This is a genomic window from Streptomyces sp. BK208 (genome assembly GCF_004364245.1).
GTDB lineage: Bacteria > Actinomycetota > Actinomycetes > Streptomycetales > Streptomycetaceae > Streptomyces.
In genome coordinates, this window is sequence record NZ_SOAV01000018.1 from 79,785 (window position 1) to 97,657 (window position 17,873).

The window sequence follows — 17,873 nt, forward strand, 5'->3', positions numbered from 1 at the left end:
CCATCGCGGTGCACTGAGTTTCTGCTCCCGCCGCGCCGCTGTCAACGGTTCCCGTCCCCGCCCTGACACGAGGCGGCCGGCGCTCAGGTCCGGGAGGAGGCGGGGCGCGCCATCACGATCACGGCGGCGTCGTCGTCGAGCCGGCCGCCGACATGGCGCAGCAGGTCGCGCCGCAGGCGGCGGAGGAATGCCTCGGGGTCGCGGTCGGTCCAGCCGGTGATCCGCTCGGTGAGCGGATAGAAGGCCCCGGAGGGGGCGCGGGCCTCGGTGACCCCGTCGGTGTGCAGCAGCAGGAGGTCGCCGGGTTCGAACCGGAAGCTGTCCGCGCGGTAGTGCGGGTGCGCCAGTTCGCCGAGGCCCAGCGGAGGGGCGGGCCGGGCGGCGTGCATCGTCGTCGGGCGGCCGTCGCGCACGACGACCGGCGGGGGGTGCCCGCAGGCGATCATCTCCACCCGGCCGGTCCGGTCGGGCACGTCCAGGACCAGGGCCGTGATGAAGGTTTCCCCGACGCCGTCCGTCCCGTCCGGCTCCATCAGGTCCCAGCTCACGCTCTTGTCGAGGAAGGCCACCAGGTCGCCGAGGCTTGCCTGGCGGTGGGCCGCGGCCCGGAAGGCGCCGAGCAGCAGCGCGGCGTCGCCGACCGCGGTCATCCCCTTGCCCCGCACGTCGCCGACGATGAGCCGGGTGCCGGTGGCGGTGCGGACCGCCGCGTAGAGGTCGCCGCCGATCCGGGCCTCCTCCTCGGCGGCGAGGTAGAGGGCGGCGGCGCGCAGCGGCCCCAGCGTTCTGGGCAGCGGCGGCAGCACCACCCGCTGGGCGGTCTCGGACACGTACCGGACCTGGGAGAGCTCCCGGGCGCGCCGGTCACGCAGGACGCAGAAGACCACGAGACTCGCGCCCACCAGCACGAGGGCGTAGATCTGCGCCTGGTGGTTGGACGAGAAGAGCTCGTCCCGGTCGCGCAGCACTCCGATGGCGGTCTGCGCGGCCACCGCCAGCGCGGCCACCGCTCCCACCGTCCGGGGCCCGCCGAAGGACGCGGTGATCGCCGGGGCGGCGACGAGGAGCGGACCCAGATGGATGTTCGAGGGTGCGAGTACGTCGATCGCGAAGACCGCGGCGATCCAGGCGATCGGGACGACGATCATTCCGTGGCCCGCCCGCGCCGACCGAAGAAGTCCTGCGAGGTACCGCGACACACCTACTCTCTACACCGCGCCCGCCCCGCCCGCACCCGCACGGGGCGTCCCCGGTCGGCGGCAGCGCGTGATGGTGCCCGGAGCCGGACTTGAACCGGCACGCCCTCGAAGGGGCAGCGAGGTTTAAGCTCGCCGTGTCTGCATTCCACCATCCGGGCAGGCCATGGGCTCCGCGTCGCGTGCCTTGAGCCTATCGGGACGCCCCTCCCGGCCTCGGACGGGACGATCGATGTTGTCTTATTTTATTGGCGCCTGAGGGGGCATCAGCTACCAGGGCAGGCCATCAGCACATGCCAACAGCCTTGCGTGAGACGGTCCGCGGTGTACGCGGAATGACGGGATTTCACCGTCCCGACAAGGGCGCCCGCCCCGTTCTGGCTCACCCTGTCGTCGGGGTCCGCCGTCATCCGCAGGTATGACACCGTCCCCGGCCGTCCGACCGGAGTCGCCCCCCTGAACCGGAACAGCGGCTGACTACACGGCGCCGCACGGCCGGGACGATGGATGACGTCCCCGCACACACCGTGCCGACGCACCCGCCGTACCGACAGGAGCGCCCTTCCCGTGACCACCTCACCCTCCCCCGAACTCCGTTCGGGGGGAGCCCCAGCCGACCGGTCCACCCTCGTGGCCGCGAGCGCCACGGAGCTTTCCAAGATCTACGGCCAGGGCGAGACCCAGGTGGTCGCCCTGGACCGGGTCTCCATCGACTTCCGGCAGGCCGAGCTCACCGCGATCATGGGCCCCTCCGGTTCCGGCAAGTCCACGCTGATGCACTGCGTCGCCGGCCTCGACACCTTCTCGTCCGGCTCCGTGCGGATCGGCGAGACCGAGCTGGGCTCGCTCAAGGACAAGCAGCTCACCAAGTTGCGCCGGGACAAGATCGGCTTCATCTTCCAGGCGTTCAACCTGCTGCCGACGCTCACCGCGCTGGAGAACATCACCCTCCCGATGGACATCGCGGGCCGCAAGCCCGACAAGCAGTGGCTGGACTCCGTGATCCAGATGGTCGGGCTGTCCGGACGCCTCGGTCACCGGCCCTCCCAGCTCTCCGGCGGACAGCAGCAGCGTGTGGCCGTGGCGCGGGCACTGGCCTCCCGACCGGAGATCATCTTCGGTGACGAGCCGACCGGAAACCTCGACTCCCGGTCCGGCGCCGAGGTGCTGGGCTTCCTGCGCAACTCGGTGCGGGAGCTGGGTCAGACGGTGGTGATGGTGACGCACGACCCGGTGGCCGCCTCCTACGCGGACCGGGTGGTGTTCCTGGCCGACGGACGCATCGTCGACGAGGTGTACGGACCGACGGCCGACTCGGTGCTGGACCGCATGAAGCGGTTCGACGCCAAGGGCCGCACCAGCTGACACCCCGCCCGCCTTCCGCCCCGTACGTCTGGACGAAGTAGACCCATGTTCCGTACCGCCTTGCGCAACGTCTTCGCGCACAAGGCCAGGCTGTTGATGACCGTGCTCGCCGTGATGCTCGGCGTGGCGTTCGTCTCCGGCACTCTGGTCTTCGCCGACACCCTCTCCAACGCCTTCCGCAACCAGTCGGCGAAGAGCTACGACGACGTCGCCGTCGCCGTCACCTCGCACGCCGACCCGGACAACCCCAAGGAGGAGCCCGGTCTCTCCGGCAAGGACCTCGACCGGATCTCCGCCGTGGACGGCGTCGCCGGGGTGTACGGCCGGGTCGAGGGCTTCGCAGGGGTCGCCGACCCGGACGGGAAGCTCATCGGCGTCGGCTGGTCCAACAAGGGCTCCAACTTCGCCCCCGGCAAGGACGGCAAGGACACCGCCTACACGTTCACCGACGGCGCGGGCCCGGTGAAGGACGACCAGATCGCCCTGGACGAGGAGTCCGCGGCCAAGGGCTCGTACCGGGTCGGCGACCGGGTGCGCGTCGCGACCAACGGCCCGGTGCGGGAGTACACCCTCAGCGGGGTGTTCACCACCGAGGACGGCGCCGTCAACGCCGGCGGCAGCCTGGTCCTCTTCGACACCGCCGTCGCCCAGCAGCAGTACCTACGGCCGGGCTACTTCGAGACGGTCAGCGTCACCGCCGCCCCCGGCGCCGACGACACGCGGATCCTGCACGCGGTCGAGCCGCTGCTGCCCGACACCGCCGAGGCCCGCACCGGCAAGGCGCTCGCCGACGAGCAGGCCGAGCAGATCGAACAGGGCCTGGGCAACCTCAAGCAGGTCCTGCTCGGCTTCGCGGGCATCGCGCTCTTCGTCGGGATCTTCCTGATCTCCAACACGTTCACGATGCTGGTCGCCCAGCGCACCAAGGAGATCGCCCTGATGCGGGCCGTCGGCGCGTCCCGCCGGCAGATCACCCGTTCGGTGCTCGCCGAGGCCGCGGTGGTGGGCCTGGTCGCCTCGGCCGTCGGTTTCGCCCTCGGCGTCGGCCTCGCCGTCGCACTGCGCTCCGGCATGGCCGCGGCCGACATGAAGATGCCGGACGGTCCGCTGGTCCTGTCCGCCACGCCGGTGGTCGCGGCGTTCGCGGTGGGCGTGCTCATCACGGTGTTCGCCGCCTGGCTGCCCGGCCGCCGGGCCGCGAAGATCCCGCCGGTGGCCGCCATGAACAGCGTCCACGCGGTGGCCACCACCAAGTCGCTGGTGGTGCGCAACTCGATCGGCGCGGCCGTCACCGCCCTCGGTGCGGTGGCGATCGTGGCCGGTGCCTCGACCGGCGGCGACGACGGCCGGATCTACATCGGGGCGGGCGCGTTCTTCGCGCTCATCGGTGTCATCGTCCTGATCCCGCTGCTGTCCCGGCCCGTGATCGCACTCATCCGTCCGCTGCTCGTCGGGCCCTTCGGGGTGGCGGGCAAGCTGGCCGGCCAGAACGCGGTCCGCAACCCGCGCCGCACCGGCGCCACCGCCTCCGCGCTGGCGATCGGCCTGACGCTGGTGACCGGTCTGTCGGTGCTCGGCGTGACGGTCGGCGCCGCCATCGACAAGATGACCACGGACAACATCAGGGCCGACTACATGGTCACGATGGCCAACGGCGGCGACCTCGACCGGTCCGCGCTGACGGCGCTGGAGAAGGCCGAGGGCGTGACCGCGGTCTCGCCGCAGCAGTCCGCCTACTTCCGGGTCGACGGCGACTACGTGTCGGCCTCCGCCGTCACCCCGGGGGACATCCAGAAGGTCCTGGCCGTCGACGTCGTCGGCGGCAGCGCGGACTCGCTCGCCGAGGGCCGGATCGCGGTCGCCGAGAAGACGGCGAAGAGCAAGGGCTGGAAGACCGGTGACACCGTCCCCGTCACCTTCGACGACGACGAGAAGGCCACGCTGACGGTCGGCGCCGTCTACAAGGACAGCGAGTTCCTCTCCCCCGTCCTCGTCAACCGGAAGGTCGTGGACCGGCACGAGGCGAAGCCGTCCATCCGGGAGATCTTCGTGAAGACCGACGGCGGACAGTCCGCCGCGAACGAGAAGGTCCTCGTCGACGCGCTGGGCGAGAACCCCGCGATCACCGTCATGGACCGGCAGGACATCCGCGACGAGTTCGGCGGCGCCATCAACACCCTGCTGAACGTCATGTACGGCCTGCTGGCGATGGCCCTGATGATCGCGGTGCTGGGTGTCGTCAACACCCTCGCGATGTCCGTCTTCGAACGGCAGCAGGAGATCGGCATGCTGCGCGCGATCGGTCTGGACCGGCGCCGGGTGAAGCGGATGGTCCGCCTGGAGGCCGTCGTCATCTCGGTGTTCGGCGCGGTGGTCGGCATCGGTCTCGGCACCTTCCTCGGCTGGGCGATCGGCGAGACCGTCGCCGACCAGATCCCGGGGTACGCGCTGGTCCTGCCCTGGGACCGGATCGGGATCTTCGTGGTGCTGGCCGGCCTGGTGGGCGTCCTGGCCGCGATGTGGCCGGCCCGCAACGCCGCCCGGCTGAACATGCTGAACGCGATCAAGGCCGAGTGACCTCGCCGCGAGGCGGCACGCCGAAGGGCCGGGCTCCCCGCACGGGGTGCCCGGCCCTTTCGGGCCGTGGGCGGATCAGGCCAGGGCGGGCGGGCCCCACACGCGGGCCCGCAGCGGCATCCCGGAGGCGCCCGAGTCGGGCGTCTTCACGGCGAGGACCTGGTTGACGCCGATGCGGTTGCGCTCGAAGGCCAGCGCGGAGGCCGCCATGTACAGCTGCCAGACCCGGGCCCGGCCTGGGCTGACCAGCCGGGTCGCCGCCGCCCACTCGGACTCCAGGTTGGCGACCCAGCGGCGCAGCGTGAGCGCGTAGTGCTCGCGGATCGACTCAACGTCGCGCACCTCGAACCCGGCGCGCTCCAGCTGCGTGACGGTGGTGCCGACGGGCGCCAGTTCGCCGTCGGGGAAAACGTAGGCGTCGATGAACTCGTCGACGTTGTAGGCGGACTCGTCGCGCTGGGGACGGCGGGCGATCTGGTGGTTCAGCAGCCGTCCGCCGGGCTTGAGGAGATGGTGCAGGTCGGTGGCGTACTCCAGGTAGCGCTCGGCGCCGACGTGCTCGGCCATTCCGATGGAGGAGATGGCGTCGTACGGCCCGTCCGCGACGTCCCGGTAGTCCTGGACGCGGATCTCCACCCGGTCGGTGAGCCCCTCGTCGGCGACGCGCTTGCGGGCGTAGGCGGCCTGTTCCTGGGAGAGGGTCACGCCGACGACGCTCACGCCGTGCTCGCGGGCCGCGTGGATCGCCATGGATCCCCAGCCGCAGCCGACGTCGAGGAGACGCTGACCGGGCCTCAGGTCCAGCTTGCGGCTGACGAGTTCGAGCTTGTCGCGCTGGGCGTCCTCCAGGGTGCCGCCGTCGGCGGGCCGGGCGGACCAGTAGGCGCAGGAGTACACCATGGAGGGGCCGAGGACGAGTTCGTAGAAGTCGTTGCCGACGTCGTAGTGGTGGCTGATGGCCCGCTTGTCGGTGCGCTTGGTGTGCAGGTGGCCGCGGGCCCGGCGGACCTCCTCCGGCGGCGGGGCGGGCGGCAGCGGCGGCCCGGCGAGCTTCACCAGACCGCGTACGGCGGCCCGTACCTCGGGGTCGCGCAGCGCCTCCATCAGCGTGCGGGCGTCCTCGCCGCGCTCCCAGACGAGGCCCGCCATCAGTTCGAGGGCGGTGTAGAGGTCGCCGTCGACGTCGAGGTCACCGGCCACCCAGGCGCGGGCCAGGCCCAGTTCACCCGGTTTGAACAGCAGCCGGCGCAGGGCCCTGCGGTTGCGGACGACGAGGGTCGGCGCGCCCGGCGGACCCGCCTGCGAACCGTCCCAGGCGCGGATGCGCACCGGGAGTGGTGCTCCCAGCAACTGTTCGAAGAGGTTCTGCAGCCGCAGCGCGGCGTCAGCCATGGCGTGCCTCCGTGACGAGCGATCCCGGAATGTCCGACACCACGTAAACACCTGAGGACCCGCCGTACAGTCCCCGGCGCGCGTTACGACTCGGCAAAATAGCTGTACCCACCAACAACCTTGCCGCCCCGTCGGCGCGGTGCACGCGGCGCGCCCGACGCGCCCCCGGCGCCCGCACAGCCCGAAGGGGCCGCCCGCACCACGGATGGCGGACGACCCCTTCGAACAACTGCCGGGACTGCTGGTACTGCTGGGACTGCTACTGCTGCGACCGTCCTGCTGCGGCTGCCGTACCGCTGCTGCCGCGAGCGGTCGGCAGTCAGGAGGCCTTGGCCTCGGTCTTCTCCTGCTTCTCGGCCTTCTCGGCCTTGACGCCCTGGTCGACGGGCCGCGCCGCGGCGGGCTTCGGGGCCGGCTTGGCGGCCTCGTAGAACTCCTCGCGCGGCGTCTCCATCGCACCGAGGGAGACGACCTCGCGCTTGAGGAACATGCCGAGCGTCCAGTCGGCGAAGACGCGGATCTTGCGGTTCCAGGTCGGCATCGCCATGCCGTGGTAGCCACGGTGCATGTACCAGGCGAGACGGCCCTTGAGCTTGATCTTCATCTTGCCCATGACGATCATCGCGACGCCCTTGTGCAGGCCGAGGCCCGCCACCGCGCCCTTGTTGGCGTGGCTGTACTCCTTCTGCGGGAAGCCCCGCATGCCGGAGATCACGTTGTCGCCGAGGACCTTGGCCTGGCGCAGCGCGTGCTGGGCGTTCGGCGGGCACCAGGCGTTCTCGTTGCCCGCCTTGCGGCCGACCAGGTCCGGCACCTGGGCGTTGTCGCCCGCGGCCCAGATGTAGTCGGTGCCCTGCACCTGGAGGGTCGGCGCGCAGTCGACGTGACCGCGCGGGCCCAGCGGCAGACCGAAGCGGGAGAGCGCCGGGTTGGGCTTGACGCCGGCCGTCCACACGATGGTGTTGGAGTCGACCTCGAGGCCGTTCTTGAGCACCACGTGGCCGTCGACGCAGGAGTCCATGGAGGTGGACAGGTAGACCTCGACGCCGCGGCCTTCGAGGTGCTCCTTGCCGTACTGGCCGAGCTTGGGGCCGACCTCGGGGAGGATCTTGTCGGCGGCGTCCACGAGGACGAAGCGCATGTCCTCGCGGGAGACGTTGTTGTAGTACTTGGCCGCGTCGCGGGCCATGTCCTCGACCTCACCGATGGTCTCCGCGCCGGCGAAACCGCCGCCGATGAAGACGAAGGTGAGCGCCTTGCGGCGGATCTCCTCGTCGGTGGTGGAGTCGGCCTTGTCCAGCTGCTCCAGGACGTGGTTGCGCAGGCCGATGGACTCCTCGATGCCCTTCATGCCGATGCCCTGCTCGGCGAGGCCGGGGATCGGGAAGGTGCGGGAGACCGCGCCCATGGCGATGACCAGGTAGTCGAAGGGCAGCTCGTACGCCTCGCCCACCAGCGGGGCGATCGTGGCGACCTTGCGGTCCTGGTCGATGGTGGTGACCCGGCCGGTGAGGACCTCCGCCTTCGGAAGCACGCGCCTGAGGGGGACGACGACGTGCCGCGGGGAGATGCTGCCGGCGGCGGCTTCGGGGAGGAAGGGCTGGTAGGTCATGTACGACCGCGGGTCGACGACGGTGACGGTCGCCTCGCCGTAACGCATCTTCTTCTGGATGCGTCGAGCTGCGTACAGGCCTACGTACCCACCGCCTACTACGAGGATCCTGGGACGCTCCGTGGTGCTCATGCCATCGAGTATCCACCCGACCGAGGGGGGTGGTTCGTGCGCCCCTTCACAAGGTTCGGTGGAGGCTGTGCTACCATCCGCCGCCGAAGTGACGGAGATCATGGCGGGCGAAGGAACCACCGTGTGGGGGACCCCGTTGTCAATGCCGCGTGAGCTGCACCTCCGCGCACTCGGGACGGTGGACCACCCCTCCGGAAGGGCTCCGCGCACCCCTCTCGGAACACCGTCCTGAACGCGTTCAAAGGGCAGTTGAAAGCCCAAAAGGGTCAACGGGCGTGCTTTCCCGGCCCGACGGGCCCGATTTCCTTGTGAAGAACTTCACGAACTTTGCCGACGGGATGTCGCCGACGCGCCCGAGCGACCCCCCGGAACCCGCTCAATCGTCGTCCGTCCTGCTCAGACCGCTGCCGCGGGGCCCCGCCCGAGCGCCTCGCGAGCGTCGCCCGGTGCCCCGCGGACACCCCACGGGCACACCGCGGGCACCCCGCGGACGCCTTACGGGCACCCCAGGGGGTGCCTCAGGCGAGCGACCAGGCGATGCCGTCGAGACTTGAGACTCGCACGCGAACGCGCTTCCGCCACGGATGCGTCGTGTACACGCCTACGCGTACACTGAGGTCATGACTGAGAACACCGTGACCGTACGGGAAGCCCGCGCGCACCTCGCCGATCACATCAACCGGGCCGAAGAAGGTGTCCCGACCGTCATCACGCGCAACGGCGCACCGGTGGCAGCCGTGGTCCCGATCTCGGACTTCGAAGCGTTGGAGGAAGCCGCCGACGTGATGCTGGCCCGCGAGGCCGAAACAGTGCTGGCCGAGGGCGGCGCCACCGTGACGATGGCGGAACTGCTGGCGGACCTGTTCACCGAGCAGGACGGCGAGGTGGCATGAAGTACGCCTTCCGGTTCACCACCGCGGCACAGCGTCAGCTCCGGGCGATCAGCCGGCCCGACGCCATGCGCATCCTGGCCGCGCTGACCGCACTCGGCGACGACCCATACCGCCAGGACGCCGACGTCAAGAAGCTCACCGGCCCGTCGGGCCTCTACCGGCTCAGGGTCGGCAACTACCGGGTCGCCTACCAGATCGACGACGGTGAACTCGTCGTCCTCGTGGTCAAGGTGGGCGACCGGCGGGACGTCTACCGCAACCCGTGACGCCCCGCCCGGCATCGGCGACGCCTCAGCACGCCGCGGTGGCGCAACTCCAGGCGATGCCGTCGAGGATGTCGTGCTCGCTGACGACGACCTCCTGCGCGCCCGTCCGCTCCATGACCGCCAGCAGTACCAGCGCCCCGGCCGCGATGACGTCGACCCGGCCCGGATGCAGGGAGGGGACCGCCGCGCGCTCGGCGTGGGAGGACCGCAGCAGCCAGTCGGTGATCTCCCGGACCCGGTCGTGGGAGACACGGGAGTGGTGGATGGCGGCCGAGTCGTACTCGGGCAGCTCCTGGGCGATCGCGGACACCGACGTCACCGATCCGGCGAGCCCCACCAGCGTGCGCGCCTCGCGCAGCGGCACCGTCCGCTCGGCGAGGTCGAGGGCCGCCTCGATGTCGGCCCGCATCGCCGCGACCTGCGCCTCGGTGGGCGGGTCGGTCACGGCGCCGTCGTGCACCAGGTGCCGCTCGGTCATCCGGACGCAGCCGACGTCCACCGAGCGGGCGGCGCGCACCCGGTCGTCGCCGACGACGAACTCCGTGGAGCCGCCGCCGATGTCCACGACCAGGTAGGGCCTGCCGAGGTCCGCGCGGCCGGTCAGCTCCTTGGTGGCGCCGGTGAAGGAGAACGCGGCCTCCTGGTCGCCGGTGATGACCTCCGGCTCGACGCCCAGGATGTCCAGCACCCCGCGCACGAAGTCGTCCCGGTTCTCCGCGTCGCGGGAGGCGGAGGTGGCCACGAAGCGCAGCCGCTCGGCGCCGTGCTCCTTGATGACCCCGGCGTACTCGCGGCACGCGGCGAAGGTCCGCTCCAGCGCCTCGGGCGCCAGCCGGCCGGTGCGGTCGACCCCCTGGCCGAGCCGCACGATGGTCATCCGGCGGTCCAGGTCGGTCAGCTCGCCCGTGGCCGGGTCGGCGTCGGCGACCAGCAGCCGGATGGAGTTCGTACCGCAGTCGACGGCGGCGACACGGGTCACTGGGCGTCCTCCTGGTCGGTCGGGCCGGCGGGGGTCACGCACGGCCCCTTGCGCCACCACTCGGGCAGCATCGCGATCGCCTCGTCGCCCAGCGGGTTGACGCCGGGACCGGCCGCCAGCGAGTGGGCGACCAGCACGTGCAGGCACTTCACACGGTCCGGCATCCCGCCCGCGCTCGGGAAGCCGGTCAGCTCCTCGATCTCGTCGCGGCGGCGGACGTAGTCCTCGTGCGCGGCACGGTAGGCGGCGGCCAGCTCCGGGTCGGCGGCGAGGCGCTCGGTCATCTCCTTCATCACGCCGTTCGCCTCCAGCGTGCCGATCGCGGAGGCCGCCCTCGGGCACGTCAGGTAGTACAGGGTGGGGAACGGCGTGCCGTCGGGCAGGCGTGGTGCCGTCTCCACGACGTCCGGCTGTCCGCACGGGCAGCGGTGCGCGATGGCGCGCAGGCCCCGCGGCGGGCGTCCGAGCTGCTGCTTGAAGGCCGCCACGTCCGCGTCGGTCGGCTCGGTGCGCGGGGTGGTCGGCGGGGGAGTCTGCATGGCTGTCTTCTGCTGGTCTTCCTGTTGAGTCACTGCCGGCACGGTCGGTTCACTGCCGGCGGGCGGCGGCGTCGGCCTTGTCGACCCCGTCCCACACGTTCCGGTACCAGGGGCGGTCGGCGGCGCCGGCCTGGGCGCGGGTCTGCTCGGCCGCGTCCGGGTCGACGACGACGAACCCCGTCTCCCCCGGCATCACGTAGTGCAGCCGCAGCCGGACCTGCTGCTCGGCGTAGGCGTCGTCCTGCCAGCGCGCCTTCAGGTCGCGCAGCTCCTCGACCCGTTGCCGGGTCTCCCGCTGCTCCTGCCGGAGATCGGCGATCTCGGCGCGCTGGGCGACGTACTGCCGGATCGGGTAGGCGAGCGCCACGACGAGCGAGCAGAGCACCATGGCGAGCAGCGCGGCCCGGCCGGTCAGCCGGGAACGCCGCGCCTGGCGCTTGGTCTGCGAGCGGTAGACCCGGGCCGCGGTCTGCTCCCCGATGATCCGGATCCTGGTCGCGGTGGAGAAACGGTCCCGGTCCTTCACCGCCATGTCGCCCCGCCTCAGCCTTCGTGCGTCGTCCGTCATACGTGCGTACGTCCCCGCACACGGTACGGGACCGAGTACGGGGACGTACGTACGACGCTGCCTCTCGCGGGGCTTACGGGTGCGGTCAGCCCTTGAAGCGCGGGAAGGCGCTGCGGCCGGCGTACACCGCGGCGTCGTCGAGGATCTCCTCGATGCGCAGCAGCTGGTTGTACTTGGCGACGCGCTCGGAGCGGGCCGGGGCGCCGGTCTTGATCTGGCCGCAGTTGGTGGCGACGGCCAGGTCGGCGATGGTGACGTCCTCGGTCTCGCCGGAGCGGTGGGACATCATGCACTTGAAGCCGTTGCGCTGGGCCAGTTCCACGGCGTCCAGGGTCTCGGTCAGCGAACCGATCTGGTTGACCTTGACCAGCAGGGCGTTGGCCGAGTTCTCCTCGATGCCGCGGGCCAGGCGCTCCGGGTTGGTGACGAACAGGTCGTCGCCGACGAGCTGGACCTTGTCGCCGAGCTTGGCGGTGATGGTGTTCCAGCCGTCCCAGTCGTCCTCGAACAGCGGGTCCTCGATGGAGACCAGCGGGTACGCCTCGACCAGCTCGGCGTAGTACTCCGTCATCTCGGCGGCGGAGCGGTTCTTGCCCTCGAAGGAGTAGGAGCCGTCCTTGTAGAACTCGGACGCGGCGACGTCGAGCGCGAGGGCGATCTGCTCGCCGGGGGTGTAGCCGGCCTCCTTGATCGCCTCGAGGATGAGGTCGAGGGCCTCGCGGTTGGAGCCGAGGTTGGGGGCGAAGCCGCCCTCGTCGCCGAGGCCGGTGGCCAGGCCCTTGTTCTTCAGGACCTTCTTGAGGGTGTGGTAGACCTCGGCGCCCCAGCGCAGGGCCTCGGAGAAGGACTCCGCGCCGATCGGCGCGATCATGAACTCCTGGATGTCCACGTTGGAGTCGGCGTGCGAGCCGCCGTTCAGGATGTTCATCATCGGCACCGGCAGCAGGTGCGCGTTCGGGCCGCCCAGGTAGCGGAAGAGCGGCAGGTCCGACGCCTCGGAGGCGGCGTGGGCGACGGCGAGGGAGACGCCGAGGATGGCGTTGGCGCCGAGCGAGCCCTTGTTGTCGGTGGCGTCCAGGTCGAACATGGCCTGGTCGATCAGGCGCTGCTCGGTGGCGTCGTAGCCGACCAGCTCCGGGCCGATCTGCTCGATGACGGCCAGGACGGCCTTCTCGACACCCTTGCCGAGGTAACGGCCCGGGTCGCCGTCACGGAGTTCGATGGCCTCGAAGGCACCGGTGGAGGCGCCGGACGGAACGGCGGCACGACCCGTGCTGCCGTCGTCGAGGCCGACCTCGACCTCGACCGTGGGGTTGCCTCGGGAGTCCAGGATTTCCCGGGCTACGACGACGTCGATGGACGGCACGAGCATCTCCTTCTTCAATGTGACGCTTCGGTGTGACGCGCGGGTCCCGCAGGACCGCGGCGGCTCTGCGGGACCGAGCCTAACCGGCCCGGGGCGATCGGCCAGCCGATCGCCCACCCGCTGGACAGAACCGAGAGTAAATTGTTTCCGAACGGAACAAAGACGTTTCCGGAAACCGGGACGCAACCGGTGCCGGGCGCGGGGGGCGACGCCGGGCGGGTACCGGCCGGGTCCGGGCCGGGCACGGGAGCGGACTCCCGTCCGGGCGCCCGACGCGAAAAAGCCCGCCCCGGTGCGTACGGGGGAACACGCACCGGGGCGGGAGTCGCGGGAGCCGCCGCCGCTTACTTCAGGTGCAGCTGCTGGCCCGGGTAGATGAGGTCGGCGTCGTCGACGATGTCGTCGTTCAGCTTGAACAGCTTCGCCCAGCCGCCCTTGACGTCGTGCTCGTGGGCGATCGTGCTGAGGGTGTCGCCCTTGACGACCTTGTACTCGCCGTCGCCCTTCTCGACCTTCTTGCCGGTCGGGGTGGTGACGGTCTTCTTCTCGGCGGGCTTGTCGGCCTTCGGCTCGGCGGCCGGGCGCTCCTCGGAGCGCGACGCCTTCTGCTCGGTGGAGCGCTCGGCGGTGGAGCCGCCGCTCTGGCTCTGCGAGCCCTCGGAGCTGCCGGAGCCGCTGTCCGAGCCGCCACCGCTGTACGCGGCACCCGACAGGCCGGTGCCGCAGACCGGCCAGGCGCCCTTGCCCTGACCCGCGAGGACCTTCTCGCCGATCTCGATCTGCTGCGCCTTGCTCGCCTGGTCGGCGGTGGAGGCGTACTGCGTACCGCCGTAGGCGGCCCAGGTGGAGGCGGAGAACTGCAGACCGCCGTAGTAACCGTTGCCGGTGTTGATGGACCAGTTGCCGCCGGCCTCGCACTGCGCGACGGCGTCCCACTCGGACGCGGTGGCGGCGGAGGCGTTGCCGGCCGCCATCAGCGGGGCGGCGACGGCGGCACCGGTGACACCGGCGACGGCGATGACACGGGTGGCCTTGGACGGACGACGGTGCTTGCCCTTGCCGGAAAACAGCATGGTTGATCCCCTCACCGACGCCTGCGAGGTGAGCTGTCGGGTTCGGGCCGGTTGAGTTGCCCGGCCGGGTTCCTCGCGGAACTCGGCTCCACCCCTAGCCGCTCCGGCTCAACTGCCCCGGTGCGGCACTTACCTTGGGTCCCCCGCTCCTGCCTTCGGCGCTTGACGCGACGACTGTTCCCGTACGGCCGCTGGCAGGATTCGGCGTTGCGGCTGTCGGGGCCCGCGGTGGCGAGCGGTCACGACCGTAGACACGCGCTCCGCGGATTTTCAAAGACGATCACGGCTTCTGAGACCTATCTCTCACGAGATCCAAAAGGGACATATGATCTCCAACCGTGACGCGAACTGCCCCTACTTTTCGACCGATTCGCCCGTGACCGTGAGCGTCTGACCGGGGAGGATGTGGTCCGGGTCGGCACCGACGACCGTCTTGTTGCCGGCGTAGAGCGCGTGCCACCCGCCGTCGACGTCAAGGGAGTCGGCGATGGCCCACAGGCTGTCCCCGGAACGGACGGTGTACGCACCGTCCTCGACCTCTCGCGGCTCACCGTCGCGCGAGGCGTGCCGCCCCGCCGTCTCGTCCGCGCGACCCTTGCCGCCCGCAGCCTCCTCCGCACTGTCACCGCGGTGCCGTCCGGAGCCGGACGCCCCCTCGGTGCCCTGCTGTTCGGCGCGGGCGCCGGGGTCGGATTCGGCGGAAGTGTCCGACTTGGTGGACGAACCCGCGTCACCGGACGACGTTCCGGAGGGGGTGCCGGTCGGCGAGGAAGAGGGCGAAGGGGACGAAGAGGGCGCTTCGTTCGCATCGCCCGAGTCGGACTTGCCGGACGATCCGGTCGACTCGGAGGACCCGGAGGACCCGGAGGACCTGGAGGCCCCTGAGGTCTCTGACGACCGGGACGACTCCGACGACCGGGACGCATCGGGCGTCTCGGTGGTCGCCGGCGTCTCGGCCGATCCGGAGCCGTCGGTCTTGCCCGACGCGCCCGAACCCTCCGACGCGCCGTCACCGGCCGAGCCGCCGCCCACGACCCCCGAGTCGTTGCCCAGGCCGGCGAGCAGACCGCAGGTCGGCCAGGCGGCGATGCCCTGGTCCGCGTGGACCTTCTCGGCGATCCGTATCTGCTGCGAACGGCTGGCCTCGTCGGCGCTCGGGGCGTAGTCGAGACCGCCGTACCGCTCCCAGGCCTCCTGGGACAGCTGCAGGCCGCCGTAGTACCCGTTGCCGCTGTTCTGGCTCCAGGCGCCGCCGGTCTCGCACTCGGCCACCTGGTCCCAGGCCGCCGAGTCCGCCGCGTGGGCGCCGGTGGCGCCGAGCAGCGGGATCGCGATGGCGGAGCCGGTCACACCGGCGGCGACGACCAGAGCGGGAGCCTGGCGGGGGCGACGGTGACGACCGTTCCCGGAGAGCATGCGACGACCTTTCACGAGACGACGGGGACCCACGCGGCGGATGACGCTCGACACCACGTTGATCCGTGAACGTATAGGGAGATCATCACTAGTCACAAGTTCATGCCGCGCAGATCACGTGAAGATCACAGAGTTGAGCGCGTGTCACTTTTGCGTCGGTGATCCACCGCTGTCGGCCGATGCCGTGTGCGGTGTGAACGACACGGGCAAGGTACGCAGACCGCGCATGATGAGCCCGCCGCGCCACCTCAGTTCGGCCGGGTCCGCGGCGAGGCGGAGGTCGGGCAGCCGGGTGAGGAGCGTGGCCAGCGCCGTCTGTCCCTCCAGCCGGGCGAGCGGTGCGCCGAGGCAGTAGTGGATGCCGTGGCCGTACCCGAGGTGCTGGCTGTCGCGCCGGGCGAGGTCCAGGGTGTCGGGGTCCGTGAACCGCTCCGGGTCCCGGTCGGCGGCGGCGAGGACGACGAGGACGGGGTCCCCGGCCGCCACGTCCTGTCCGCCGATGGTCAGCGGTCGGGTGGCGAAGCGCCAGGTGGCCAGCTCCACCGGGCCGTCGTAGCGCAGGAGTTCCTCGACACCGGTCTCCAGCAGGCCGCGCTCGCCGGCGGTGAGGGACGTCTGCAGCCGCTCCCGCTGCCCGGGGTGGGTGAGCAGCGCGTACAGGCCGTTGCCGATCAGGTTCACCGTGGTTTCGAACCCTGCGAAGAGCAGGATGAAGGCCATGGCCGCGGCCTCGTTCTCGGTGAGGTGCTCGCCGTGGTCGGAGGCGCGGATGAGGCCGGAGATGAGGTCCTCGCCGGGGGCGGGCTCGGGCGGCAGGGCGGCGCGCTTGCGGTGGATGAGGTCGGCGAGATAGCCGCGCATCTTCTTCACCGACCGCGCGACGCCGCCCCGCGGGCCGCCTCCGTGACGGATCATCATGCCCGCCCAGTCCCGGAAGTCGTCCTGGTCCTCGCGGGGGACGCCGAGCAGGTCGCAGATGGCGTAGATGGGCAGCGGGAAGGCGAACTCGTGGATCAGGTCGGCGGAGCCGGTGGCCGCGAAACGGTCGATGAGGCCGTCGGCCAGCTCCTGCACCCGGGGGGCGAACTCGGCCACCCGGCGGGGGGTGAACGCCTTGCTGACCAGTCGGCGCAGCCGGGTGTGGTCCGGCGGGTCGATGTTCAGCAGATGGGTCATCAGCTCGGCCTTGCGCTCCCCCGGGATGCCGGTCTTGCCCTTGGCGTGGGCGGGCTCGTCGTGGTGCGCCGGGTTCTTGGACAGCCGCGGGTCGGCGAGGGCCTGCTTCGCGTCGGCGTACCGGGTGACCATCCAGGCCTCCACTCCGCTGGGCAGCCGGGTGCGGTGCACGGGGGCGTGTTGGCGCAGCCAGGCGTAGGCCGGGTAGGGGTCGCTCGCGAACTCCCAGGTGAACAGCTCGGGGGCGGGGCCGGAAGCGGGGCCGGGGACGGGCGGGGAGCCGGTCATCCCTCGACCGCCCGGATCGCGTCGCGGTAGGTGCGGGCCGCTGCTCTCAGGGCCGCCTCGGGGTCGGTGCCCTCGGACTCGGCGCGGGCGGCGAGGGCGAGGAGCTGGTAGCCGACGCCCTCGCCGGTGGGCAGGGGGACGGGCAGGCCCGCGGTGCGGACGCGGGAGGCGAGCTTGGCGGCGAGGGCGAGGCCGGGCTGGCCGAGGGGGACGCCGTCGGTGACGGAGGTGCGCTGCTTCTCGGCGGCCTTGGTGCGCAGCCAGTGGGCGCGGACCTCCTCGGGGGTGTCCGCCTTCTCGTCGCCGAAGACGTGCGGGTGGCGGTGGACGAGCTTGTCGACGATGGTGCCGGCCACGTCGTCGACGGAGAACGGGGCGTCGGAGTCGTCCTCGGCGATGCGGGCGTGGAAGACGACCTGGAGGAGCACGTCGCCGAGCTCCTCGCGCAGTTCGTCGCGGTCGCCGTCCTCGATGGCCTCGACGAGTTCGTACGCCTCCTCGATGGCGTACTTGGCCAGGCCCCGGTGGGTGCGCTGCGAGGACCAGGGGCATTCGAGGCGGATGCGGTCCATGACCTGGACGAGGTCGAGGAGGCGGGCGCCGGGGAGGTCGTAGGAGGCGGGGAGCAGCTCGAGGTCGGGCATCGGGACGCGGCCGGAGCCGGCGAGGCGGGCCAGGCCGTCGGTGAGCGCGGGGTCGCCTTCGCCGGTGGCGACGACGACCGCGGTGCGGCCGCCGGCGCAGGCGTCCACCAGCTCCTCGGCGGTGGGGGCCGCCTCGTCGACGCGGATGCCCGCCTCGCGCAGGTACGGCAGCTGCGGGTGGGCTCCGTCGGCGCACAGGACGCGGTCGGCGGTGCGCAGGGCCTGCCAGGCGGGCCAGGACAGCAGGCCGGGGGCGACCCGGTGGCTGGTGGTGAGCAGGACGATGCGGCCCTGGTCGGGGGCGGTCGCGTCGGCGGTGGTTGCGTTCACTCCCCGAACCTAACGCACGCCGCCGACGGCCCCCGAGTTGTCCACAGGGGGCCGTATCGCC

At 71.4% G+C, this 17,873-nt stretch carries 15 protein-coding genes, 1 tRNA gene and 1 riboswitch; of the genes, 4 read left to right on the forward strand and 12 right to left on the reverse strand.

Going from position 1 to position 17,873, the window contains the following annotated elements:
- Positions 1-83 precede the first annotated feature (83 nt).
- Positions 84-1,148: a PP2C family protein-serine/threonine phosphatase gene (locus tag EV562_RS33200; RefSeq protein ID WP_133890581.1), complete on the reverse strand. Its 1,065-nt coding sequence runs from the start codon at positions 1,146-1,148 to the stop codon at positions 84-86.
- A gap of 122 nt (positions 1,149-1,270) precedes the next feature.
- Positions 1,271-1,357, reverse strand: a tRNA-Leu gene (locus EV562_RS33205).
- Between the two features lie 469 nt (positions 1,358-1,826).
- Between EV562_RS33205 and EV562_RS33215 the strand changes: the two genes are divergently transcribed.
- Both EV562_RS33215 and EV562_RS33220 read left to right on the forward strand, forming a co-directional pair.
- Positions 1,827-2,561 carry an ABC transporter ATP-binding protein gene (locus EV562_RS33215; RefSeq protein ID WP_243860307.1) on the forward strand — a complete coding sequence of 245 codons (735 nt, stop codon included), beginning with the start codon at positions 1,827-1,829 and terminating at the stop codon, positions 2,559-2,561.
- Between the two features lie 45 nt (positions 2,562-2,606).
- Complete coding sequence (locus tag EV562_RS33220) at positions 2,607-5,138, forward strand: ABC transporter permease (protein WP_133890583.1); 2,532 nt, start codon at positions 2,607-2,609, stop codon at positions 5,136-5,138.
- Positions 5,139-5,213: 75 nt separating this feature from the next.
- On the opposite strand, the gene EV562_RS33225 is transcribed toward EV562_RS33220, so the two are convergent.
- Together EV562_RS33225 and EV562_RS33230 are read right to left on the reverse strand one after the other, a co-directional pair.
- A complete protein-coding gene (locus EV562_RS33225) occupies positions 5,214-6,530 on the reverse strand; it encodes a cyclopropane-fatty-acyl-phospholipid synthase family protein (RefSeq protein WP_133890584.1) in 1,317 nt (438 codons plus the stop codon).
- A gap of 319 nt (positions 6,531-6,849) precedes the next feature.
- Complete coding sequence (locus EV562_RS33230; RefSeq protein WP_133890585.1) at positions 6,850-8,274, reverse strand: NAD(P)/FAD-dependent oxidoreductase; 1,425 nt, start codon at positions 8,272-8,274, stop codon at positions 6,850-6,852.
- Between the two features lie 620 nt (positions 8,275-8,894).
- On the opposite strand from EV562_RS33230, the gene EV562_RS33235 reads away from it, so the two are divergent.
- Both EV562_RS33235 and EV562_RS33240 read left to right on the forward strand, forming a co-directional pair.
- Complete coding sequence (locus tag EV562_RS33235; RefSeq protein WP_133890586.1) at positions 8,895-9,167, forward strand: type II toxin-antitoxin system Phd/YefM family antitoxin; 273 nt, start codon at positions 8,895-8,897, stop codon at positions 9,165-9,167.
- Positions 9,164-9,433 carry a type II toxin-antitoxin system RelE/ParE family toxin gene (locus tag EV562_RS33240; protein WP_133890587.1) on the forward strand — a complete coding sequence of 90 codons (270 nt, stop codon included), beginning with the start codon at positions 9,164-9,166 and terminating at the stop codon, positions 9,431-9,433. Before EV562_RS33235 ends, EV562_RS33240 begins: the two co-directional genes overlap by 4 nt.
- A gap of 25 nt (positions 9,434-9,458) precedes the next feature.
- Here the strand turns inward: EV562_RS33240 and EV562_RS33245 are convergent, their stop codons facing one another.
- The 8 genes from EV562_RS33245 to EV562_RS33280 form a co-directional block, all read right to left on the reverse strand.
- Positions 9,459-10,412, reverse strand: coding sequence for a Ppx/GppA phosphatase family protein (locus tag EV562_RS33245; RefSeq protein ID WP_133890588.1), 954 nt, complete (start codon positions 10,410-10,412; stop codon positions 9,459-9,461).
- Entirely contained in the window at positions 10,409-10,951 is a 543-nt protein-coding gene (locus EV562_RS33250; RefSeq protein ID WP_133890635.1) for a DUF501 domain-containing protein, read from the reverse strand. The genes EV562_RS33245 and EV562_RS33250 overlap by 4 nt, the downstream gene beginning before the upstream one ends.
- A gap of 49 nt (positions 10,952-11,000) precedes the next feature.
- Positions 11,001-11,483, reverse strand: coding sequence for a cell division protein DivIC (gene divIC, locus EV562_RS33255; protein ID WP_133890636.1), 483 nt, complete (start codon positions 11,481-11,483; stop codon positions 11,001-11,003).
- Positions 11,484-11,604: 121 nt separating this feature from the next.
- Entirely contained in the window at positions 11,605-12,885 is a 1,281-nt protein-coding gene (gene eno, locus EV562_RS33260) for a phosphopyruvate hydratase (RefSeq protein WP_133890589.1), read from the reverse strand.
- 344 nt (positions 12,886-13,229) lie between these two features.
- Positions 13,230-13,958: a resuscitation-promoting factor protein RpfA gene (gene rpfA, locus EV562_RS33265; protein WP_133890590.1), complete on the reverse strand. Its 729-nt coding sequence runs from the start codon at positions 13,956-13,958 to the stop codon at positions 13,230-13,232.
- A 3-nt stretch (positions 13,959-13,961) separates the two neighbouring features.
- A riboswitch (cyclic di-AMP (ydaO/yuaA leader) is annotated at positions 13,962-14,129 on the reverse strand.
- A gap of 183 nt (positions 14,130-14,312) precedes the next feature.
- Positions 14,313-15,374 carry a transglycosylase family protein gene (locus tag EV562_RS33270; protein ID WP_133890591.1) on the reverse strand — a complete coding sequence of 354 codons (1,062 nt, stop codon included), beginning with the start codon at positions 15,372-15,374 and terminating at the stop codon, positions 14,313-14,315.
- 144 nt (positions 15,375-15,518) lie between these two features.
- Entirely contained in the window at positions 15,519-16,838 is a 1,320-nt protein-coding gene (locus EV562_RS33275; protein ID WP_133890592.1) for a cytochrome P450, read from the reverse strand.
- Positions 16,835-17,812, reverse strand: a complete 978-nt coding sequence (locus EV562_RS33280) for a nucleoside triphosphate pyrophosphohydrolase (protein ID WP_133890593.1) — start codon at positions 17,810-17,812, stop codon at positions 16,835-16,837. The genes EV562_RS33275 and EV562_RS33280 overlap by 4 nt, the downstream gene beginning before the upstream one ends.
- Positions 17,813-17,873: the final 61 nt, after the last annotated feature.